Origin of the sequence: Collinsella sp. LCP19S3_H3, from assembly GCF_052119145.1 — a bacterium.
Classification (GTDB): Bacteria; Actinomycetota; Coriobacteriia; order Coriobacteriales; family Coriobacteriaceae; genus Collinsella.
The window spans coordinates 13109-35894 of the sequence record NZ_JBQKFW010000002.1 but is presented as its reverse complement, the minus strand read 5'-3'; the positions used below and the strand labels follow the sequence as shown (position 1 = coordinate 35894).

The following is a 22786-nucleotide window of genomic DNA, read 5'->3' as shown; positions in this document are numbered from 1 at the left end:
ACTTTCGCCGTCGCGGCGCGGGGGCGCGGACCCGCACAGGATCGAGGGTCCGCGATGCCTGGCCATGCCCGCGGGGCGCGCCCTAAGGCGTGCGGTGCTGCCGCAGCCCGCCTTTCCGGCTCCAGCCCGGTCGCCCCCGGGGACCTCCCGCCATGAACGCGACCCAAGGCGTTTGGAAGTGGGCAAACAAGCTACTTGCAAGAAAATGTTGCCCTGAAAAAGAAACAGGCCAGACAAATTGCCTGACCTGTTGAAAAACCTGGTGGGCCCTCCGGGATTCGAACCCAGAACCCAGGGATTATGAGTCCCCTGCGCTAACCGTTGCGCCAAGAGCCCTTTATATTAGTGGTTGCAAAGGCAATGGAGAAGTTCCATTTAGCGTGTCGTTGCACCACGATGTGAAATACTACCATGCGCGCAATGGTCATTCAACGCACGATCTTTTCGATTGGAAGGATCATGGTCCTGCCTTTGACCTTGTGTGCCTATATGAAAAAAGGCCCCAACTTGCGTTGGAGCCTCATTCAATGCTCGGGTGGAGACGAGGGGGATCGAACCCCTGACCTCTTGACTGCCAGTCAAGCGCTCTCCCAGCTGAGCTACGCCCCCGTGCGAAGAAGTACTATACGGGAACTCCTCCAAGGGTGCAAGAACAATTTTGAAGAAACTTTTTTGATCACACTCTCTGTGTCAAAAAGAAAAAGGCCAGAGGCTTATCACCTCTGACCTGTGCTTTTGATGGTGGGCGATACAAGATTCGAACTTGTGACCCCATCCGTGTGAAGGATATGCTCTACCCCTGAGCCAATCGCCCGTCGCCTTTCGGCAAAAGAGATACTAACATAGCAACGCGAGGATTACCAAGAACTTTTTGGCTTCGATTTTAAAATCGTATGCCGGACCACTCCGACACAATCCGTGTTTACGGCATACTTGCAGCACAACGACCTGTTCCTACACTCGTCGTCAAAACCAGCAGCTAAACCAATTTTCATACGGCAAGACCTTCTCGTAATAGGTGTCGAAGATCTTGGGATGCTCGTACTCGTAAATCCCGCTGGACCACGCCACCATTTATTGAAATGATTAAACCTTTTTATAGACTTGCGCCGTAACGCCCGCCACGAACACAGTCAACCAATTGAGCCTATCTATAAGAAAAAAAGCCTCCGGTTTTCGAAGGCTTTACATTCACGATGGTGGAGACGAGGGGGATCGAACCCCTGACCTCTTGACTGCCAGTCAAGCGCTCTCCCAGCTGAGCTACGCCCCCGTGACGAGGAGATACTATAGGGGAATGTTTTGCTTGATGCAAGAGATTTTTGTTGAAACTTTTTCTTACGGGTTTTCCTGGGACGGGGCTGAATTGACTGATTTTGACTTCGGCAAAATCAGTCAATTAACCCACCGTCCCGATAAAACCCTCACGGTATAAAAAACCGATTGCGATGCCTTGGTGGACTTGAATCTTGGCCGTTTTCCTTACGACATTAGAGATGCCCGTGTCAGCTAACAGGCCTAGAGGGCTGTGGTCCAGTTCCCACTCTAGGCCGTGTTCGCTTACTACTGTCCTAGGGGCTATGGCGATGATGGAGAACGTCTTGCCCTCGGCCCCCTCGATGGTCCACGACTCGCCTGTGTGAAGGATGCGGGCGACCACCTTGTCCTCGGCAATCCAAATGGGGGCATCATCGTAGCCTGCAAGCAGCCCAGTTACGGAAAGCGCCATGTCCGGGCGACCGCCGGTGGCGCAGGTCGCAACCACCTCGGCACCCGGCCAGCGACGTCGGACCGAATCGAGTGCCAACGCTAGATCGGTATAGTCCTTGTAGGGGTCGTGGCGCTCTACCTCAAAGGCCTCGGCGGCATCGACTAACGCGCGACCGGTGTCGCTCACCGTGTCGGCATCTCCTACATACACGTCGCAACCCAGGCCAGCGCCCAGCAGCGCGTCGAGCCCGCGGTCCACGGCGACAACGTGGTCGCACTCCCCCGCCAGCCCACGCAGCAGATCCGCGCTCGCCACCACCGGTGAGCCGCAAACAACTAATACTTTGCAAGCCACGGCCCTCGCCTAGCCCTTAAACGCAAGCACACGGGCCAGATCCAGGTCCTCATAGCTATCGATAAAGATATTGCAGTTATCGCGAACCTCGTCGCGATCCATACGGCCGTGTGGGTCATAAATGCCCACGCGCTTAAAGCCTGCAGTGCCAGAGCTCTTAAGGCCAAAGACCGCGTCCTCAAACACCCACGCGCGCTCAAACTGGTGCCCGTGGCGCTCCTCAAGGCGGCGCAGCGCCAGCTCGTACACGTCGGGGAACTGCTTGGAGCGGCCCGCCTCGCCCGTCGTGGTAATAAACTCCATATAGGCGTCGAGCCCCGCACCCGCGAGTGCGGACTGCACCAGCTCGGCCGGCGTGGACGTGGCCACGCACAGAGCAATGCCGGCCGACTTCGCCTGCTCCAAAAATGCCAGGAGCCCCTCGCGCGGCGGCACCTTGGAGTAGCCATCGATCAGGATGTCACTCAGCTCGCGATACAGCTCCTCGCCATTTTCGCCAATGCCCCAGGTGTCGTGGTAGGCCTGGCACTCGTCCTCGAGCGACAAATGCTCAAACTGGGCAAAATCGTCGACCGTTACATCAATGCCGTGACGCCGCAATAGTTCGGGCTGCGCATAGCCCCAAACGGGGGTGCTATTTACCAGTGTGCCGTCGCAATCAAAAATAAAAGCAACATTAGAGGCGGCTGTGTGGTTCATTCGCAAACCTTTCAATGTCAAATGGTAAACAACCTGCTAAAAACGTTTTACCAAACGTAAATCTAAAAATTTTGAAACCCTAATTGGTAAAACTGTCAAGAGTTTTACCATCGCAATTCTGTCAGTGGCATAAACATGGCGCTCACCGATTAAACGCCACCGTAAATCCACTTTCGTCCATAAAAGTAACGGACAGGTGTTATTGTGGTTTTTGCCGAAAGTTCCACCGAGCACGCGAGGTGGGACGAATCATAGAGCTATCGCCGTCCCTTCGATTCGTGCAGCCTTGGACCTTTCGCATCTAGTCACCAAGGCAACACGCTGCCGCGTCATGATGGGATCAAACGTGAGCGATACAAAGCTAAAGCCAGCAACCAAAAAGCCCGCTACCCGTAAAGCCGCCCCGCACGCACCGGAGCTCACCAAGGACGATGTCTATCTGTTTGGCATTGGAATGTGGGAGCGCAGCTGGGAAAAGATGGGCGCGCATCCCGACACGCAGCAGCGCACGCGCGGCTGGCGTTTTTGCGTTTGGGCGCCCGACGTTAAGAGCGTCCACGTTATCGGTGAATTCAACAATTGGGACGAACAAGCCAACCCGCTGGTGCCCGTACACACGAGCGCTATCTGGGAAGGCTTTATTCCTGGCGCCGAGCAGGGCCAGCTCTATAAATACCTCATCGAGACCAACGAGGGCGAAAAGCTCTACAAGGCCGATCCGTACGCCTTTAAGGCCGAGTGCCCTCCGGGAACGGCGAGCGTGCTGTGGACCCTCGATGGCTACCAGTGGAACGACGCCGCGTGGCTCAAGCGCCGCGCCGGCCACAACCACATGTCGCAGCCGCTCAACATCTACGAGGTGCATATTGGCTCGTGGAAGCGCCACGGAGACGAGCCACAGGGCGAGCCGGACGAGTACGGCAACTACCCCGGTCCCATGGACCCCTTCCCTGCGCAGCGCGGCGAGTTTTACACCTACGACGACCTGTCGGTGGAGCTCGTGGACTACGTGCGCGATATGGGCTACACGCATATCGAGGTCATGCCGCTTATGGAGCACCCCTTCGATGGGTCCTGGGGCTACCAGACGACCGGCTACTTTGCCGCCACTTCGCGCTACGGCAACCCGCAGCAGCTCATGCACTTTATCGATGCGTGCCACGAGGCGGGCATCGGTGTGATCATGGACTGGGTGCCCGGCGGTTTTTGCGCCGACTCCCACGGCCTTGCCACCTTTAACGGCCACATGCTGTTTGAGCACGAGATTCACCCCAACTGGGGTACGCACAAGTTTGACTTCGCCCGCGGCGAGGTCCGCTCCTTCTTGGTCTCCAACGTGCTGTACTGGATCGAGAACTTCCATGTGGACGGCATTCGCATGGACGGCGTGTCCAGTATGCTGTACCTCAACTTTGGCATTGACGATCCTGGCCAAAAGAAGTTCAACAAGTACGGTACCGAGGAGGACCTGGACGCCAGCGCGTTTATCCGTCAGGTCAACTGCGCTGTTGAGGCGCACTACCCCGACGTGATGATGATGGCCGAGGAGTCCACCGCGTGGCCGCTTGTGACCTATCCGCCGCAGGACGGCGGCCTGGGCTTCCACTACAAGTGGGACATGGGCTGGATGAACGACACCCTGCACTACATGCAGACCGATTTTCCGTGGCGCCCCGGCAACCATGGCTTGCTCACGTTCTCCATCATGTACGCCTTTACCGAGAACTTTATCTGCCCGCTGAGCCATGACGAGGTCGTGCACGGCAAGTGCTCGCTCATCGGCCGCATGCCGGGTGACTGGTGGCGCCAGTTTGCCGGCCTTCGCACGCTCGCCTTCTACCAGATGACGCACCCCGGTGCCAAGCTCAACTTTATGGGCAACGAGATCGGCCAGTTTATCGAGTGGCGCTACTACGAATCTATTCAGTGGTTCTTGACCGAGCAGTATGAGACCCATGCACACCATCAGGCGTTCATTAAGGCGCTCAACCACCTGTATACCGCCGAGCCCGCCCTGTACGAGCGCGGCTACAACGACGACGGCTTTACCTGGATCGACGCGGACAACTCCAAGCAGTCCATCGTGAGCTTTGTGCGTCAGGGCGAGAACGTCGATGACGACCTCGTGATCCTGATCAACTTTGACCCGGCGGCCTACGAGAGCTTCCGTGTGGGCGTGCCGCGTGAGGGCGACTGGGAGGTCATCTTTGACTCCGACCGTCCCGAGTTTGGCGGCAGCGGCTATGCTGGCGAGGAGCCCTACACCTGCTCGAGCGAGCCCTATCCCTGGAACGGGCAGATGGACTCCATCGAGATTAAGGTGCCCAGCCTGGCAGGCGTGGTGCTTAAGCGTCGCGGCCCCAGCAGCTATAAGCCGCCCGTGGTCGAGGAGCCCAAGAAGGCGACCCGCAAGCGTGCGTCCTCGGTGAAGCCCAAGCCAGCGGCCGCCAAGAAGGCTCCGGCCAAGGCGAAGGCTACGACGACCAAGGCCAAGGCTAAGGCCGCCGCAAAGCCCGCTGCCAAGGCTACCGCGACCAAGAAGCTGGCTGCCAAAAAGGCCGCTACCAAAGCCAAGTCTGCTTCTGTTAAGTCATCACCTAAGGATGCGTAACAAAGCCGTTACAGCTGTAATTACCCGCCCCAGCGGGGCGTAGGATACAAGTCACAACCGTTCCGGGAGAAACATCCCCGGGGGAAGGAACGTATGAATAAGATCTTCGACAACAAGCAGGAGTTTACCGAGCTCTATCGCGATGCCGTCATGAGCATTAGCGGCAAGAGCGTCGAGGCAGCCAGCGACCTGGATCGCTTTAACGCCCTGGCCAAGCTCGTGGCCGAGAAGGCCCGCACCGTTGCCACCAAGAGCGACGCCCGCGCCACCGCCGAGGGCAAGAAGCGCGTGTACTACTTCTCGATCGAGTTTTTGATCGGCCGCCTGCTCGACAACTACCTGCTCAACTTTGGCGTGCGCGACATGGTCGCCGAGGCGCTCGACGATATGGGCCTTGACCTGTCCGTCATCGAGAGCCAGGAGCCCGATCCGGCGCTGGGCAACGGTGGCCTGGGTCGTCTGGCCGCATGCTTCCTGGATTCCATGGCAGCCGAGGGCATTGCCGGCTACGGCAACGGCATGCGCTACCGCTACGGCCTGTTTAAACAGGAGATCGTCAACGGCAGCCAGGTCGAAACCACCGACGAGTGGCTCACCAACGGCTATCCCTGGGAGGTCCGTCGTCAGGACAAGGCCGTGACCATTAAGTTTGGTGGCCGCGTCGAGGGCTTTGAGGAGAACGGCCGCACGTTCTATCGAACCGTGGACACGCAGGACATCCTGGCCGTCCCTTACGACATCCCCGTGGTGGGCTATGCCGGCGAGACCGTCAACAAGCTGCGCGTCTGGGCCGCTGAGCCGGTCGAGGAGCACTTTGACCTTGAGGCCTTCAACCGCGGCGACTACGCCCTGGCCGACGCCGAGCGCGCCGAGGCCGAGGCCATCAGTGCCATCCTCTACCCCAACGACGCCGGTGAGCACGGCCGTCTGCTTCGTCTGAAGCAGGAATACCTGTTTGTCTCGGCCGGTATCTATAGCCTGCTCGACACCTTTGAGAAGGAGCACGGCGCGAACTGGGAGCTGCTGCCGCAGTTTGTGGCCATCCACACCAACGATACGCACCCCGCCATGTGCGGCCCCGAGCTCATGCGCATCCTCATCGACGAGAAGAAGCTCGAGTGGGATGACGCCTGGAACATCGTGACGCAGGTCGTGAGTTACACCAACCACACCATCCTGCCCGAGGCCCTGGAGAAGTGGCCCATCGGCACGTTCTCCAAGCTCCTCCCCCGTGTGTACCAGATCATCGACGAAATCAGCCGTCGTTGGCATGAGTCGTTCGATACTACGCAGGAAGGCTGGCAGGAGCGCCTGCGCCAGACCGCCATCCTATGGGACGGCGAGGTTCGCATGGCCAACCTGTCCGTGATCTGCAGCCACAGCGTCAACGGCGTGGCCAAGATTCACTCCGATATCATCAAGAACAATGTGCTCAAGGACTTCTATGCCCTGACGCCCGAGAAGTTCAACAACAAGACCAACGGCATCTCGCACCGTCGCTTCTTTGCCGAGGCCAACCCCACCTACGCCAAGCTCGTGACCGAGGCCATTGGCGACGGCTGGCTGAAGGACGCCTTTGAGCTGGAGAAACTCAAGGAGTTCCAGAACGACACCGAGTTCCTGAAGGCCGTGGGTGCCTCCAAGCGCGCCAACAAGGAGCGCCTTGCTGCCTACGTTAAGGCAGAGACCGGTCTGGTTATTGACCCCAACACCGTCTTCGATGTTCAGGTAAAGCGTTTTCATGCCTACAAGCGCCAGCTCATGAACATCATGAAGGTGATGGACATCTACAACCGTCGCATCGCCAATCCCAACTTCCACGTGACACCGACGACCTTTATCTTTAGCGGCAAGGCCGCCTCGAGCTACACCTTTGCCAAGGAGACCATCCGCCTGATCAACTCGGTGGCCGAGGTTATCAACAACGACCCGCGCGTCAACGAAGTCATGAAGGTCTGCTTTATCCCCAACTTCCGCGTGAGCAACGCCCAGCTCATCTACCCTGCCGCCGAGATTTCGGAGCAGATTTCCACAGCTGGCAAGGAGGCCTCGGGCACGTCCAACATGAAGCTCATGATGAACGGCGCCATTACACTGGGCACCCTCGACGGCGCCAACATCGAAATCGCCGATTTGGCCGGCCGCGAGAACGAGGCGATCTTTGGTCTGACCGCTCCCGAGGTCGAGCAGCTCTGGGCATCGAACAGCTACTTTGCGTGGGATACGCTCAACAATGATCGCGAACGTCTGGGCCTCGTGATGGATGAGCTCAAGGACAACACGTTTGCCGGCCTTTCGGGCAACTTTGAGAGCATCTACAACGAGCTTATGAACAACAACGACCCCGATCTGGTCATGGCAGACTTCCGCAGCTACGTGGATGCATGGGAGAAGCTCACGGGCAGCTATGGCGACCAGGAGACCTGGAACCGCAAGGCCCTGCTCAACACCGCCTCGAGCGGCTGGTTCTCGAGCGACCGCACCATTCGCGAGTACCGCGACGAGATCTGGCACGCTTAAAGGCCGCGAGTTCCCTTTGCCGCACGGAATTACTCGACGGGCGCGACCGAGCGCCGCGCCCGTCGCTAATGGGTTTAGGAACATCGATGACAGAAGGAGAAATCGATGAGTAAGAAAGAATGCATCGCGATGCTCCTCGCAGGAGGACAGGGCAGTCGATTAGGGGCACTCACCCAAAAGATCGCTAAACCGGCGGTTAGCTTTGGTGGCAAGTTCCGCATTATCGACTTTTCGCTGTCCAACTGCTCCAATTCGGGCATCGACACGGTGGGCGTTCTGACGCAGTATCGTCCCTACCTGCTGCATGCCTACGTGGGCTCTGGCGAGGCGTGGGATCTGGACAGCCGCGACGGTGGCGTGTCGATCCTGCCGCCGTACGAGACGCAAACCGGTGGCGCATGGTATGCGGGCACGGCCGACGCCATCACGCAGAACCTCAACTACATCAAGTCCAACGACCCCAAGTACGTCCTGATTCTTTCGGGCGATCATCTGTATCGCATGGACTACCGCAAGATGCTCAAGACGCACATTGAGAACAACGCCGACCTCACGGTGAGCGTTATGCCCGTGCCGTGGGAGGAGGCCAGCCGCTTTGGCATCCTGACCACCGACCCCGAGGACGGCCGCATCACCAAGTTCACGGAAAAGCCCGAGAAGCCCGATTCGAACCTCGCGTCCATGGGCATCTACATCTTCTCGGCCGACGTCCTGATCAAGGCGCTCGAACAGGACGCTCTGGACCAGCGCTCGAGCCACGACTTTGGCAAGGACATCATCCCCAAGCTGCTCGGCGAGAACAAGCGCCTGTACAGCTACGAGTTCCACGGCTTTTGGAAGGATGTTGGCACCATCGCCAGCTTCCACGAGACCTCGATGGACCTGCTGGGCAACAACCCCGAGTTCGATCTGTTTGACAAGAGCTTCCCCATTATGTCCAACATCACCACGCGTCCGCCGCACTACATTGGCCCGGACGGTCGCCTGGACGACTGCCTGGTCTCCAATGGCTGCAAGATCTACGGCACCGCTCGCCACTCGATCCTTTCGACCGATGTCATCATCGAGGAGCGCGCCGTGGTCGAGGACTCCGTGCTGCTGCCGGGTGCGCACGTTAAGAGCGGCGCGCACATTTGCCGCGCTATTTTGGGCGAGAACTCCACGGTCGAAGAGGGCGTGAAGCTCGGCTCTGTCGATACCACCAAGGATACGGCCGTCGTTGGAAATGACGTCGTTGTCGGGAAGGGGGAATGACCCGATGATCAATCGCAAGGCCATCGGCTATATCACCGCTAACTACTCTTCGACCTACGGCAGCGTGCTGCTCAAGGATCGCCCCATTGCGTCCGTTCCGTTTTTGGGCCGCTACCGCCTGATCGACTTTCCGCTGTCCAACATGATGAATGCCGGCATTAAGACCGTCGGCGTTGTCATGCCGGGCAACTACCGCTCGCTGATCGACCACGTGGGCTCGGGCAAGGACTGGGGCCTGGACCGCAAGAAGGGCGGCCTGTTCATGGTGCCCGGCAACGCGTATGGCACCACCAAGGGCGGCATGCGCTTCTTGCTCCGCGACATCATCTCCAACAAGACGCTGTTCCAGCGCTCGGACAAGCCCTATGTTGTGATGATGGGCACCAACGTCATCTTTAACATGGACCTCAACACCATTATCGAGGCGCACGAGAAATCCGGTGCCCAGATGACCGTGGTGTACTGCAAGGCCACGCACAACGTCGAAGACGAGACCAAGCTCGATATCAACGAGAACGGCCGCCTGACGGGCGTAAGCTCCGGCGTCGCGTACGGCGACAACGCCTCTATGGACTGCTGCATCGTCAACCGCGAGACGCTGCTCGAGATCATCGACCACTACCAAGCCGCCGACTATCTGGACCTGCTCGAGGCGCTCCAGGGCGACTTTGGCAACATCGACGTGTGCAGCTATGAGTACAAGGGCGAGGTCGTGGGCGTGTTTAGCGAGAAGTCGCTGTATCGTCGCAGCATGGACCTGCTCGACCAGACCGTGGCCGATCAGCTCTTTGACCCCGAGCGCCCGATCCTGACCAAGGCCCACGACGTGCCGCCTTCGCGTTACGCGACCGGCAGCCACGCCTGCAACTCGATCATCTCGGCCGGCTGCATCATCAAGGGCACCGTGCGCAACTCGATTCTGTCGCGCGGCGTTGTTATCGAGGAAGGCGCCTCGGTGACCAACTCGATCATCAACCAGAGCTGCATCATCAAGAGCGGCGCCCGTGTTGAGAACGCCATCTTGGACAAGAACAACGTGGTTCCCACCAACACCGAGCTTCGCGGTACGCCCGAGAACATCCTGGTGCTGGGCAAGGCTCCGTTAACTTCCGATACCACCATCGCTCGTTAACGTTGGCACCACATAATCGCACGTAACTTGTAGAATAGTCGCCCGGTTAGCGCCAGGCGGCTATTCTCGAATTGCAACATGGGAGACAAAATGGCACAAACCAGCAAAAAGATGCAGATCGTGTTTGCCTCGGCAGAGTGCGCGCCGTTTGTTAAGACCGGCGGCTTGGGTGACGTGGCGGGCTCGCTGCCTGCGGCACTCGTGCGCGCTGGCGCCGAAGTCATTGTGATGGTGCCCAAGTACGCCACCATCAAGGACGAGTACAAGGCGCAGATGGAGCACTTTGCCGACTTTTACGTGAGCCTGAGCTGGCGCAACGAGTACTGCGGGTTGGAGAAGCTCGAGCACGACGGCGTCACCTATATGTTCGTGGACAACGAGCACTACTTTGCGCGCGACTATCCCTACGGCTTCTTTGACGACGGCGAGCGCTTCGCGTTTTTCTCCAAGGCCATCACCGAGAGCCTGCAGCACCTGCCCGAAGGCTTTGAGTGCGACATCCTGCACTGTAACGACTGGCAGACGGCGCTGGCGCCCGTGTTCTTGCGAGAGTTCTACCAAGGCCTGCCGCTGTACGACCGCGTCAAGACCGTGTTCTCGATCCACAATGTGGCGTTCCAGGGCCAGTTTAGCGACACCGTGATGGAAGACATACTGGGTATGGCGCATATTCCGGCAGCTGCCACGCAGTTGCGCTGTGACGCCTGCAGCATTAACTATATGCTGGGCGCGCTGCACTATGCCGATGCCATCACCACGGTGAGCCCCACCTATGCGGGCGAGATCCAGACGCCCGAGTTTGGCGAGGGCCTGGACGGCGTGCTGCGCGAGCGTTCGTACGCTCTGCAGGGTATCCTCAACGGCATTGACGTTGTGGGTTTTGATCCGGCGACCGACAAGCGCATTGCCGCCAACTACACGGTTGATGACCGTGCGGGGAAGGCCGTATGCAAGGCCAAACTGCAGGAGGAGTTGGGGCTCGAGATTCGCGACGACCGCCCGCTTATGGTGATGGTCACGCGCCTGACGCGACAGAAGGGCATGGACCTGGTCATGTACGCGCTCGACCGCATCCTGTCCGGTGGCGTTCAGGTGGCCGTCCTGGGTACCGGCGACCGCGACTACGAGGACGGCCTGCGCTACTTCCAGGGCAAATACCCCGGCACCATGGCGGCGCGTATCGAGTTTGACCCGGCACTTTCGCAGCGCATGTACGCCGCCGCCGATATGTTCCTGATGCCCTCGAAGTTTGAGCCGTGTGGCCTGTCGCAGATCATCGCCATGCGCTACGGCACCCTGCCCATTGTGCGCGAGACCGGTGGCCTGAAGGACACCGTGCAACCGTACAACGAGTTTACCGGCGAGGGCACGGGCTTCTCATTTAGTCACTTTAACGGCGACGAGATGGGCGACGCGGTGTTCCGTGCGGCTCGCCTGTTCTGGGATAACCGCAAGGCCTGGGATCAGCTGGTCACGCAGGCCATGAGCCAGGACTTTAGCTGGACACGTTCGGCCGATAAGTATCTGGACCTGTATTTCTTTATGCACCCAGAGATTGAGAGGCCGGTGGCAGTGGAGGCTGCTGCGGTTGTGGAGGAGCCGGTGGCTGTTGAGGCTGCTGCGGCTGTGGAGGAGCCGGTTGCCGCTGAGGCCGAGCCTGCGACACCCGTTAAGGAGCCCGCTGCTGCCGAGGCCGAGCCTGCGGCACCCGTTAAGGAGCCGGTTGCTGCCGAGGAGCCCAAGGCCGAGGAGAAGCCGGCTGACGACGGCGAGGTAAAGCCCACGGCGAAGCCTGCCGCCAAGAAGACGACGACCCGCAAGACGACGGCTAAGAAGGCCACGACCACGAAGGCCGCTACGAGCAAGACCACCACTGCCAAGGCAACCACCACGCGTAAGCGTACGACCGCCGCTGCCAAGAAGGCAGTCGAAGCCGAGGCCGCTCCCGAGGTAAAGGCTGACGCCACCGCTGAGGCTACCGCTGCCGAGGCTAAGACCGCGGCAAAGGCTCCGGCCAAGACCGCTGCCAAGAAGACGACCGCGACCAAGACCGCGACCAAGACCGCAACCGCCAAGAAGGCCACGGCTGCGAAGTCGACGACAACCAAGGCTGCTACGACGAAGGCCGCCGCGAAGTCGGCCCCGAAGGCTTCTGCAAAGCCCGCCGTCAAGGTCGAGGAGGCGCCCTCCGAGCCCAAGGCCGAGGCAACGGTCGAGGCAAAGCCGGCCGCCAAGACCACCACACGCAAGCGCGCCACGACAACGGCCAAAAAGGCTACGACCAAGACAGCCGCTCCCAAGGCAGAGGCTAAAGCCAAGGACAAACCCGCAGTAAAGGCCGAGCCTGAACCGAAGGCCGCCGAGGTCAAGACCGCTCCGAAGGCTACGGCAAAGACCGAACCTGCCAAGAAGGCCCCTGTCTCCCCCGCCGCTCCAGCCGAGGAAAAGGCTCCGACCAAGAAGACCTCCGTCCGCAAGGCCACGGCCACTCGCAAGCGCCGCTAGTCCACAGACTATCTAAAACCTAATAAAAACCCTAAACAAGGGGCGCTCCAACCGGGCGCCCCTTCTCTGTAGATAGTTGGTAAAACGATTTTCTAGGACAACCGTTCGCCGATAGTGAGCGACTGTAGTTTATACAACTAAAGTGCAACGGATATACTTATGCACTGTGCGTTAAGCCCATGACCCGCTGGCCATGATTGTATAGAACTGGACCGTACTATGAGATTGATACACAACAGCCGCCTGACGCAGTTTCGCACTCCTTTTGGCGCTGTGACCACTGGAACTTCCGTTTCGCTTTCGGTGATTTTGGAGGATGCCGACCCCAACCAGGCAACGCTCACCCTGCGCACCTGGATCGACGGCATCGGAGAGACCTTGATCCCCATGGAGCACAAGGGCGATGGCATCTTTACCGGTAAGCTCAACTGCGCCGAGCCCTGTCTTGTATGGTACAGCTTTATATGCAATATCGAAGGCCAGTCCGAGGTCCGCTTGGGTGCGCCGCAGGGTCGCACCGGCGGCGAGGGCGTTGTATACGACTACGCCGAGGTTCCGTCCTTCCAGATTACCGTCTACAAGCACCGCGAGAACCGTCCCACCTGGTACGAGCACGGCATGGTCTACCAGATCTTCCCCGACCGCTACGCCCGCGACGAAAACTGGCGCGAACGCACGCTGGCCGAGGTCGAAAAACCGCGCAACGGAATCCAGCGCCGCATGGTCGAGGACTGGAACGAGCCGCCCGTGTACGAACGTGCCGAAGACGGATCCATCAAGACTTGGGATTTTTACGGCGGCTCTCTCAAGGGTATCCAAAATGACCTGCCCCGCATCGCCGAGCTGGGCTTTACGGCCATCTACCTCAACCCGATCTTTGAGGCCGCGAGCAACCACCGCTACGACACGGCCGATTACACCAAGATCGACCCGATTCTGGGAACCGAGCAGGACTTTACGGAGCTGTGCGAGGCGGCCGAGAAGCGCGGCATTTCCATCATCCTGGACGGCGTCTTCAACCATACGGGCGACGACTCGATCTACTTTAACCGCTACGGCAACTATCCCGGCGTCGGCGCGTGGCAGAGCGTGGACTCCCCGTGGCGCGATGCGTTTACCTTCCACGAGGACGGTTCGTATGACTGCTGGTGGGGCGTGAGCAATATGCCCGCCCTCAACGAGAATTCCGAGCTCGTGCGTAAAAAGCTTCTGGGCAAGGACGGCGTCATTCGCAAGTGGCTGCGCGCCGGTGCCCACGGCTGGCGACTCGATGTGGCCGACGAGCTTTCCGATGACTTCCTGGCCGATATCAAGGCCGCCGTGCTCGAAGAGAAGCCCGATGCGCTGCTGCTCGGCGAAGTCTGGGAGGACGCCTCCAACAAGATCAGCTATGGCCATCTGCGCCGTTATCTGCAGGGCTCCGAACTCGATTCCGCCATGGACTACCCCTTCCGCGACATGGTCATCGGCTTTTTGATGGGCTACAAGGACGCCTATCAGGCTGCCGAGGACATCGAGACACTGCGCGAGAACTACCCGCGCGAGGCACTGGCCTGCGCGCTCAATCTGCTTTCGAGCCACGACCGTCCGCGCATTATCTCGGTGCTCGGCGGCGGTCCCGACGAGTCGCAGCTACCCGAGAGCGAGCGTAGCAAATGGCGCTTGGACGAGAACTCCATGGACCTGGCCAAGAAGCGCTTTTGGTTGGCGACGCTCATGCAGATGACCTTCCCCGGCGTGCCCTCGATCTATTATGGCGATGAGTACGGCCTGGAGGGACTCACCGATCCGGGCAACCGCCGTACCCTGCCGACCAAGGACCAGCTTCACGATTTCGATACGTTGGCCATCGTGAAGAACGCATCCGCCCTGCGCCGCGCGTTGCCTTTTATGGTTGACGGCGAGATCAAGGCCTTCGCGCTTAACGACGACGTCCTAGCCTACACCCGCACGAGCAAAGACGGCGAGGCTGCGACCGTTATCGTCAATCGCAGCCTGCGCAATTCGCACCGCGTGACGATTCCCGCGCTCGGTGAATGCGCGAGTGACGTGATCAGCGGCCACGAGTGCGAGATCCACAACGGTACGGTCACACTCGACCTGTACCCACTGGGCTCTTCGATCATCTATCACCATGCCGAGAGGCGCCTGCAAGAGCCGCTCGATCATGGTGCGGGCGTCGTGTGCCACATTACCTCGGTGCCGACTGACGATGGCAAGCCGGGTACGATCGGCGCACCCACGCGCCGCTTTATCGACCACCTGGCCGCCATGGGCATGCGCTACTGGCAGGTCCTGCCCGTCAACCCGACGGATTACTTCCGCTCCCCCTATGCCGGACCCTCGGCTTTTGCGGGTAACATCGACCTGCTGCCCGAGAGTCACGAGGAGCTGGCCGCCGACTTCGCTTCTTGGAAGGCCCACGGTGGCGAAGATGCCGACCCGCTGTACACCGCGTTTAAACATCGCAATGCCGATTGGCTCGAGAAGTACTGCGTCTACATGGCCGTTAAGAAATACTTTGAGGGCGAGTCGCGCCACAATTGGCCGGCAGATGTCGCGCGCTACAACGAGCATCTGATCGACGACAAGCGCTTCCACGACGAGGCCGAGCTTCAGGCGTACATGCAGTACCGCTTTGACCTGGCTTGGTGCGAGCTCATGAACTATGCGCACAAGAAGGGCATCGAGGTCATCGGCGATATCCCGATGTATGTATCGGACGATTCGGCAGATGCGTGGAGCGAGCCCGAGAACTTCTGGCTGTCCGATACCGGCAAGGCAATCGAGATATCCGGTGCGCCGCCCGACAACTTTGCGCCCGAAGGTCAGGTGTGGGGAAACCCCACCTTCCGCTGGGATCACATGAAGGAGAGCGGCTATCGCTGGTGGCTCGATCGCCTGCGCCGAGCGTTCGCGCTCTACGACCGCGTGCGCCTGGACCACTTCCTGGGCTTCCACAACTACTTTAGCATTCCCGCTGGCAAAGCCTGTGCCGACGGCCGCTGGCTTGCTGGTCCGGGCAAGGACCTGTTCCAGACCGCCTACGACGAGCTGGGTCCGCTCAATTTTATTGCCGAGGATCTGGGCTATCTGACGCCTGGCGTTCGCGCTATGGCTTCGACCTGCGGTTTTCCCGGCATGGACGTACTGGAGTTTAGTGACTACGACGTTCGCTGCGGAATTCATCCCACGCCGGACAAAATCCTGTACACCTCGACGCACGACACTTCGACGCTCGCTGGCTGGTGCACGCGCTCCTTTGCAGGCGGCGACGAGCCGAGTGGTGCTGAGGTGGCGGCCAAGCTGATGGGCGATGCGCTCGCAAGCGACGCCCCCCTGGTGATGATGCCGCTGCAGGATGTGCTGGGGCTGGGCGATGACGCACGTATGAACGTGCCGGGTGTAGCCACAGGCAACTGGACGTGGCAGGCACAAGAGGCAGACGTTGCGGAGGCCGAAGAGAAAACTGCGAAGCTCCTGCGCAGCACCCATAGATTCTGGGGCGAAGCGTGATAAAACCCCCGATATGGGGTACAGTTACTGCAGTTTGAATTTTTGCGGGCAGAGAGATCTGCCCGCTTTGTGCTGAAAAGGAAGTATTATGGCGCGCTACGAATACAAGTGCACGAGCTGCGGCAACGTTTTTGAGGTTGAGCACCCCATGTCCGAGACTCCCGAGGTTGTATGCCCCAGCTGCGGCGCCCCGGCATCCAAGACGTTCTCGGCCAGCGGCATTAAGTTCGACGGCAGCGGTTTCTACAACACCGACCAGCGCAGTGGCGGGTCCAGCACCAGCGCCACCAGTGGCTGCTGCGCCGACTGCCCGCATAACCACTAGCGACAAGCGACCCCGCGTTCAAGCCCGATCGCGGGGTCGAATTTTTCAGGAATGTCCCACGCCCCGGCGACTGGTCTGGGGTTGCGCCACGAAAACGGCCTATCTACTACGTTTGACCCGTATGGTCCGAGCGCACCTGCGTTTTTACAAAATCGACGAGCCGTCTACCTGCGGTTTTGATTTCGCTAAATTTGGCATGGTTGAGGGTAATGGGTTTAATGTAGTAGATAGGCCCATTTCGTGGCGGGCAGGTCATCTTGAATCGTAGGGTAGCTAATTTGGGACGGGGCTTTTTTAGCTGCCCCAGCTGATAACGCAAATGTTTGGCCGACTGGCGGCCAGGGCAGCTAAAAAAGCCCCGTCCCAAATTAGCTACCCTTGGAATCCGTTTTACTTGCGGACCAGTCTGGCGCAGAAGTGGCCGTCGTAGGAGTCCGCATTAACGGGCACACTTTGGAAGAGGCCTCGAGCGTTTTGGCGCAGGGTGACGAGGCTCTTGGCATGATCGTACTCGGGGAGCTGCAGAATCTGGGCTTCGGAGAGCGGCGCCACGGTAAAGCCGGCGCCCTCGGGAGAGGCTAGGAAGACATCAACGACCTGCGTGTTCTCCTCATCGAAGACCGAGCAGGTGGCATAGATAAGCTCACCGCCGGCAGCCACGCGCGCGGCTGCTTCCTTGAGCATCGACAGCTGCAGGCGGGGCAACTCAGTCGTAACGTCGTTCTCGGTCAGACGCCAGGGAATCTCGGGATGACGGCGCATGGTGCCGGTGCCCGAGCACGGAGCATCGATAAACACCGTGTCGAACAGGACAGGCTCGCCAAGCATCGCGTCAAAGGACGCGAGCACCTCATTGAGCTCGCAGGCATCGCCCGACACCGTACGAACACCCGTAATACCCGCCTTATGCAGACGCGCGAGATTCTGGTCGCACTTGCGGTCGTGCAAATCGAGTGCGGTGTGCTGACGGTCGTAACCGGCACGTTTGGCCTGGCACATCATCACATAGGTCTTGGTGCCACGACCGGCGCCAATCTCTAGACAACGCCCGGGACGGGTCGCCGCAGTAGCGATGAGCTGGGCGTTAAGGTCCGAGGCCACGGCAGCTGCGCGCTCAAACACACCCGACGCAACCGTGGCCTGCGCGTCGACCGGCGCATGGCAACCCGGGAACACGGGTGCCACAAGCTGCGAAATGTACGGATCGGGTTTTGTTGCAAAGGCATTCTCGTGCAAAGCCAGCGGCGCGGGCGCCAGATTGCCGGCAAAGCCGAGCGCGCCCTCGGGTGTATCGAACGACGCCATAATGCGAGCGCACAGCCAGCGCGGCATGCCCATCAGGCGAGATAGGCGAACCAAACGACGCTCGGACTCATCGGCATCCGCCGCAGTGGCAAAGTCCTCGACGTTGTTCGCAACCTTATGCAGCACGGCGTTCGCCAGGCCGGCGGCAGACTTAGCACCGCTGCGCACGAGCTCAACGCCCTGACTCACCGCAACGCGACCCGGGGTATGCAGGTAGAGCATCTCGAAGGCCGAGATACGAAGTGCCATGCGCACACGAGGCGCGACCTTTTTGGGCTTATCGAGAAACTGGTCGAGCAGCTCATCCAAAATGCCCTGGGTGGCTGCAACGCCCAGTGCCAAACGAGCGGCGAAAGCAGAATCGCGCTGGTCAATGGCCTTGGCCGAGGCGCGGGACGAGAGCACGTCACGCGCGTACATGCCGCGGCGATCGGCCTCCATCAAAACATCAAGCGCGAGCTTGCGCGCGGGGGAAAGCTTACTCATGACAAAACACCCCACGAAAGATCCGCACCCTGCAGGCCAGCAGCCCAGGCAGAAGCAGCCATAGCACGCTTACCATCGGGCTTAACCTCAAGCAGTTCGACCGCGCCATCGGACAGGCCCAGGTAAACGTGCTTGGCCTGAACGGCGACGAGCCCCTCGCCAAGCGATACATCTGCCGGCGCGGCATCGAGCACGCGCACGGTCTTGCCGGCAATCACACAGCGAGCGGGAGCGGTGTCGGAAGAGGCAAGCACATGACGCACGCAATCAAGCGCCCCCATCTGCGGATCCAGACGCATCTCCTGCTTGGAAATCTTGGCAGCATGCGTGACAAGGAACTCATCCTGCTCAGTCCAAACAGCCGAGTCATCGGCAAGCGAGGGAAGCGTATCGGCAAGCAACTTACCGCCCAGCTCACCAAGCTCCATGGTCAATGCCTCGGCATGTTTACCGGCAACCGAGGTCGACACCTGCGCGCAATAAGCGCCCGTATCCACGCCATGCCCAATGCGCATAATGGAAACGCCAGCAACCTCGTCACCAGCAAGAATGGCACGCTGAATGGGAGCAGCGCCACGCCAACGGGGCAGCAGCGAAGCATGAACATTCACAATACCGAGCGGCGCCATATGCAGCACCTCATCGGGCAAAATGCAGCCATAGGCAGCCACACAGAAAATATCGGCATCAGCAGCCTTAAGCCGATCAATAACATCCGGCGTCATACGATTTGTCTCAACAACGGGCAGACCAAGCTCAAGCGCCTTGGCCTTAACAGGAGACGGCTCCAGCTTTTTACCACGCCCGCGAACAGCATCGGGACGCGTAATTACCAGCGTAATCTCATTCCCAGCCTCAACAAGCGAAGAAAGCGACGGCACCGCGAAATCGGGCGTACCCATAAACACAATACGCATAAAGAACGTCTCCCCTCAAACAAAACCGAGACGGCTCCAAATAACAGCGGAAAGCCAAGTCGCCAGCCCATCCGCAATAACAATTCAACAAGAACAAATATACCCAAAACCAAAGAAAGAGCCGCAATAAAAGCAGCTCTTCCAACAAAGCAATTATCAGCGAAGACGCCCCTCCCTGGCCCAATGGCACCCGGGCGAAAAGGAGCACGAAAACGCAGTCCCCTTCCGCCGCAGGGCTTAGGTTGTTGCTCCACGCGCAGTTCCGCACGAGCCGAAGAGCACTTAATGTGCTCTTCGTGCGAGCAGGACTGTTTGAGCATGGAGCAAAACCTAAGCCCTGCGGCGGAAGGGGACGGTGGGACCTACTCCGTCTCGCCCGGTCGAGCGCCGCGGGCCAGGGCGTCCTGGTACTCCTTGACGGCCTTGATGCGCTGCATCGGCTTGAGTCGCTCGAACATGGTGTTGCCGTGCAGGTGATCGATCTCGTGCTGCAGGCACACGCAGAACAGGTCGCCCGAGGCCTCATAGCGAATCAGATTGGCGTCCAGATCGTATGCCTCGACAACGACATGGTCGGGACGCTCGATCTCGCAGCTAATGCCGGGGATGGACAGGCAGCCCTCGCTAAACGGCACCAGGTGGTCACTCTGCTCAACAATGACAGGGTTGATGAGCACGTAGGGATCATAGTCGTTCTTGTCGGTGTAGTCGCAGTCGATGGTGACGAGCTGGATGAGCTCGCCGATCTGCGGGGCAGCCAGGCCGCAACCGCCGTTGTCGAACATCATCTTCTTCATCTTCTCGGCAAGCGCCTCGATCGCCGGGGTGATCTCCTCGATGACGGCGCACTCCTGACGCAAACGAGGGTCGGGCGACAATACGATTCCGTTGGCTTCCATGGCCATCCTTTCGGGTTGTTACATCAAATCATAGGCGTCGACGTCAACGCTCACGCTCACGCCGCGCACGGAGCCCACCTCTTTGAGGCAGGCGTCGATATCATCAGAGACATGGTACCCTACCGGCGACTTTACAAGCAGATGGAAGCGGTAACGGTCTTTGGCTCTCTCGATTACACACGAAGCCGGGCCCAGCACCTGCGGCAAGACACTTCCGGCCCGCAAAAAGTCAGGCGCGGCGGCATGCCAGCGGCGCTTGAGAAGCTTTGCGATGCGCCCAATGTAGTCCTGCGCATTATCACGATTCGCCGACCACACCAAGATGTTGACAAGACGCACGAAAGGCGGGTACAGCGCGTCTCGGCGCTGGTCCAGGTCGTAGTCGGTAAAGATCGAACGATCGTGCTCTGCGACGGCGCGAATGACCGGGTCCTCGGGCAGATATGTCTGGATGATAACCTCGCCGGGACGATCGCCGCGACCGGCGCGGCCAGCGACCTGTTCCAGCAAATCGTAGGCGCGCTCCCCCGCCCTAAAATCGGGCAGCTTTAACGCAAAGTCGGCATTGACCACACCCACGAGCGTGACCTCGGGAAAATCGAGGCCCTTGGCAATCATCTGGGTACCCAGAAGCACCGCGCAATCGGCGGCATCGAACTGCTCGAGTAGTTTTTTGTGCGCATCCTTGCCGCGTGTGGAATCGGCGTCCATGCGAATGATGGCGACATCCTCGGGCAGTATCTGGTGTAGGGCGTCCTCGATCTGCTGCGTACCCAGCCCCATTTTTGCCAGGTAGCGGCTGCCGCACTTGGGACAACGACTCGTGGGCGCCGGATAGGGCTGCACGCGCCAAGACGATCCGCAGGTGTGGCACTGCAGCGTGTGCGTGCGCTCGTGGTACGTGAGCGCGGTAGAACAGTGGTTGCAGGTGGGGACGCAGCCGCACTCACGGCACATCAAAAACGGCGCAAAACCGCGGCGGTTGTGCAGCAGTACGGCCTTCTCGCGGCGCTCGACCACGCGTTCCAAGCCCTCCATCAGCGGTTTAGAGAACATGGAGCGGCTGCCGTGCGCGAACTCGCGGCGCAGATCGGCAATGCGGACCGTGGGCAGCACGGCGTGTCCCGGGCGCTCGGGCATCTCGACGCGCGTCCAGGTGGCACCGTTGTACATACCGCGGCGACAGCGGTCGAGGGCCTCGGCCGATGGCGTGGCGGAGCCCAACACGAGCGGGCACCGATAGCGGCGCGCCATCTCGGAAGCCACCTCGCGCGCATGGTAGCGCGGGCTGGAGCCCTGCTTGTAGCTGGTCTCGTGCTCCTCGTCAATGATGATGAGACCAAGATCGCTGAGCGGGCAAAAGAGCGCCGAGCGGGCGCCCACGACCACGCGCGCGGCACCGCTGGCAACCATATCCCACTGGTCCAGACGCTCGCCGGCCGAAAGACGCGAGTGGAAGACCGCGACCGTCTCGCCAAAGCGCGAGCGGAAGCGGCCGACGGTCTGGGCCGTCAGCGAAATCTCGGGCACGAGCACGCAGGCCGAACGGCCGGCCGCCAGCACGCGCTCAATAGCCGAAAGGTAAACCTCGGTTTTACCGGAACCGGTGACGCCATCGACAAGGACCACGTCGCCATGGGCATCAAGGCGGGCGCGTTCAATCTGCGCGAGCGCCTGCTGCTGGCCGTTGGTGAGAGAGACCGGCGCCTTGCCGCTTGCCGAGGACAACGTGGTCTGTTCGCTACACCCACGCCAGGCGCGGCGCTCCTCCACCACCACGACGCCGCGTTTTTCGAGCGCTTTAATGGTCGCCGACATGCTGTTGTAGAGCAGGTTGAGGTCGCGCGTCGTGACCGGGCCGCATTGGAGCGCGTCGATGAGCTGACGCTGACGGACCGCAGTCTTGGGCGGCGTGTAGTCGAAACCCTCGGGCGTGAGCATGACCCAACGGTTTTGGATGGGTTTTACGGCGGGGCGCTCAACGGTCCACACGCCGTCATCGCCCTTCACGACACGCGGGCTCCCGCCCGGAGGCAAGAACAGACGCAGGCACTCGGAAAGCGTCGCGACGTACTCGTGGCTCATCCAGCGCGCAATGCGTGCAGCCTCGGCGGTAAAGAGCGGCTTGCTGAGGATGGACTCGATGGGCTTGATGCGCAAGGGGTCGGGGGTGTCGTTGCCTTGCAGGTCGCCCAGCTCGGGCGCGATATCGACGATATAGCCCGCGGCCGCACGGTTGCCAAAGTGGACCAGGACCGTGGACCCGATCAGGGCATCGTTGGCAAGGGACCGTGGGATGCCGTAGTCGAATGGCTCGGAGAGCGCACGGGTCGGGATGTCGAGGACCACGCTCGCGTAGGCGGAGACGGGTTCGGGTGCGAGCTCGGGCTGCGCCGGGGCGGCGGCAGGGGCCGTGGACTTCGGAGCTTCATCCGGTTCCGGCGAACCAAACAGCGACAGTTGCTCGGCCATGGTCTCTGTACCTCCCATCCCATACGTCTTTAGAAACAAGAGCCCCGCTCGGGTGAACGGGGCTCGGATACATGCGTTTA

At 60.1% G+C, this 22786-nt stretch carries 13 protein-coding genes and 4 tRNA genes; 7 read left to right on the top strand and 10 right to left on the bottom strand.

What is annotated here, in order from left to right:
* Positions 1–260: 260 nt before the first annotated feature.
* The 6 genes from ACTQZF_RS01070 to ACTQZF_RS01045 form a co-directional block, all read right to left on the bottom strand.
* Positions 261–336 (bottom strand) — tRNA-Ile (locus tag ACTQZF_RS01070).
* A gap of 200 nt (positions 337–536) precedes the next feature.
* Positions 537–609, bottom strand: a tRNA-Ala gene (locus tag ACTQZF_RS01065).
* Positions 610–739: 130 nt separating this feature from the next.
* Positions 740–814: transfer RNA gene (locus ACTQZF_RS01060), tRNA-Val, on the bottom strand.
* A 383-nt stretch (positions 815–1197) separates the two neighbouring features.
* Positions 1198–1273 (bottom strand) — tRNA-Ala (locus tag ACTQZF_RS01055).
* A gap of 126 nt (positions 1274–1399) precedes the next feature.
* Positions 1400–2065 carry a thiamine diphosphokinase gene (locus tag ACTQZF_RS01050; protein ID WP_441554306.1) on the bottom strand — a complete coding sequence of 222 codons (666 nt, stop codon included), beginning with the start codon at positions 2063–2065 and terminating at the stop codon, positions 1400–1402.
* Positions 2066–2074: 9 nt separating this feature from the next.
* The gene (locus ACTQZF_RS01045; RefSeq protein ID WP_441554305.1) at positions 2075–2764 is read right to left on the bottom strand and encodes an HAD family hydrolase; all 690 of its coding nucleotides are present in this window, start codon (positions 2762–2764) and stop codon (positions 2075–2077) included.
* 331 nt (positions 2765–3095) lie between these two features.
* On the opposite strand from ACTQZF_RS01045, the gene glgB reads away from it, so the two are divergent.
* The 7 genes from glgB (at position 3096) to ACTQZF_RS01010 (ending at position 16627) form a co-directional block, all read left to right on the top strand.
* Entirely contained in the window at positions 3096–5375 is a 2280-nt protein-coding gene (gene glgB, locus ACTQZF_RS01040) for a 1,4-alpha-glucan branching protein GlgB (RefSeq protein ID WP_441554304.1), read from the top strand.
* 93 nt (positions 5376–5468) lie between these two features.
* Complete coding sequence (locus tag ACTQZF_RS01035) at positions 5469–7895, top strand: glycogen/starch/alpha-glucan phosphorylase (RefSeq protein ID WP_441554303.1); 2427 nt, start codon at positions 5469–5471, stop codon at positions 7893–7895.
* Between the two features lie 105 nt (positions 7896–8000).
* Entirely contained in the window at positions 8001–9149 is a 1149-nt protein-coding gene (locus ACTQZF_RS01030; protein ID WP_441554302.1) for a glucose-1-phosphate adenylyltransferase, read from the top strand.
* Between the two features lie 4 nt (positions 9150–9153).
* Positions 9154–10281, top strand: coding sequence for a glucose-1-phosphate adenylyltransferase subunit GlgD (glgD, locus tag ACTQZF_RS01025; RefSeq protein ID WP_441063618.1), 1128 nt, complete (start codon positions 9154–9156; stop codon positions 10279–10281).
* Positions 10282–10371: 90 nt separating this feature from the next.
* A complete protein-coding gene (gene glgA / locus ACTQZF_RS01020) occupies positions 10372–12786 on the top strand; it encodes a glycogen synthase GlgA (RefSeq protein WP_441554301.1) in 2415 nt (804 codons plus the stop codon).
* 219 nt (positions 12787–13005) lie between these two features.
* Positions 13006–16302 carry a 4-alpha-glucanotransferase gene (locus ACTQZF_RS01015; RefSeq protein ID WP_441554300.1) on the top strand — a complete coding sequence of 1099 codons (3297 nt, stop codon included), beginning with the start codon at positions 13006–13008 and terminating at the stop codon, positions 16300–16302.
* Between the two features lie 88 nt (positions 16303–16390).
* Complete coding sequence (locus ACTQZF_RS01010) at positions 16391–16627, top strand: FmdB family zinc ribbon protein (protein ID WP_154518065.1); 237 nt, start codon at positions 16391–16393, stop codon at positions 16625–16627.
* A 390-nt stretch (positions 16628–17017) separates the two neighbouring features.
* On the opposite strand, the gene ACTQZF_RS01005 is transcribed toward ACTQZF_RS01010, so the two are convergent.
* The 4 genes from ACTQZF_RS01005 to priA form a co-directional block, all read right to left on the bottom strand.
* Positions 17018–18418: an RsmB/NOP family class I SAM-dependent RNA methyltransferase gene (locus ACTQZF_RS01005; protein WP_441554299.1), complete on the bottom strand. Its 1401-nt coding sequence runs from the start codon at positions 18416–18418 to the stop codon at positions 17018–17020.
* On the bottom strand, positions 18415–19335 hold the full coding sequence (gene fmt / locus ACTQZF_RS01000; protein ID WP_441554298.1) for a methionyl-tRNA formyltransferase: 921 nt from the start codon (positions 19333–19335) through the stop codon (positions 18415–18417). Before fmt ends, ACTQZF_RS01005 begins: the two co-directional genes overlap by 4 nt.
* A 362-nt stretch (positions 19336–19697) precedes the next feature.
* A complete protein-coding gene (gene def / locus ACTQZF_RS00995) occupies positions 19698–20234 on the bottom strand; it encodes a peptide deformylase (RefSeq protein ID WP_118449363.1) in 537 nt (178 codons plus the stop codon).
* Positions 20235–20252: 18 nt separating this feature from the next.
* Positions 20253–22724: a replication restart helicase PriA gene (priA, locus tag ACTQZF_RS00990; protein ID WP_441554297.1), complete on the bottom strand. Its 2472-nt coding sequence runs from the start codon at positions 22722–22724 to the stop codon at positions 20253–20255.
* Positions 22725–22786 lie beyond the last annotated feature (62 nt).

Excerpts from the sequence above, each read along its gene's own strand:
- ACTQZF_RS01045 (WP_441554305.1), bottom strand. The coding sequence starts at position 2,764 with ATGAACCACACAGCCGCCTCTAATGTTGCTTTTATTTTTGATTGCGAC.
- glgB (WP_441554304.1), top strand. The coding sequence starts at position 3,096 with ATGATGGGATCAAACGTGAGCGATACAAAGCTAAAGCCAGCAACCAAA.
- ACTQZF_RS01035 (WP_441554303.1), top strand. The coding sequence starts at position 5,469 with ATGAATAAGATCTTCGACAACAAGCAGGAGTTTACCGAGCTCTATCGC.
- ACTQZF_RS01030 (WP_441554302.1), top strand. The coding sequence starts at position 8,001 with ATGAGTAAGAAAGAATGCATCGCGATGCTCCTCGCAGGAGGACAGGGC.
- glgD (WP_441063618.1), top strand. The coding sequence starts at position 9,154 with ATGATCAATCGCAAGGCCATCGGCTATATCACCGCTAACTACTCTTCG.
- glgA (WP_441554301.1), top strand. The coding sequence starts at position 10,372 with ATGGCACAAACCAGCAAAAAGATGCAGATCGTGTTTGCCTCGGCAGAG.
- ACTQZF_RS01015 (WP_441554300.1), top strand. The coding sequence starts at position 13,006 with ATGAGATTGATACACAACAGCCGCCTGACGCAGTTTCGCACTCCTTTT.
- ACTQZF_RS01010 (WP_154518065.1), top strand. The coding sequence starts at position 16,391 with ATGGCGCGCTACGAATACAAGTGCACGAGCTGCGGCAACGTTTTTGAG.
- ACTQZF_RS01005 (WP_441554299.1), bottom strand. The coding sequence starts at position 18,418 with ATGAGTAAGCTTTCCCCCGCGCGCAAGCTCGCGCTTGATGTTTTGATG.
- fmt (WP_441554298.1), bottom strand. The coding sequence starts at position 19,335 with ATGCGTATTGTGTTTATGGGTACGCCCGATTTCGCGGTGCCGTCGCTT.
- def (WP_118449363.1), bottom strand. The coding sequence starts at position 20,234 with ATGGAAGCCAACGGAATCGTATTGTCGCCCGACCCTCGTTTGCGTCAG.
- priA (WP_441554297.1), bottom strand. The coding sequence starts at position 22,724 with ATGGGAGGTACAGAGACCATGGCCGAGCAACTGTCGCTGTTTGGTTCG.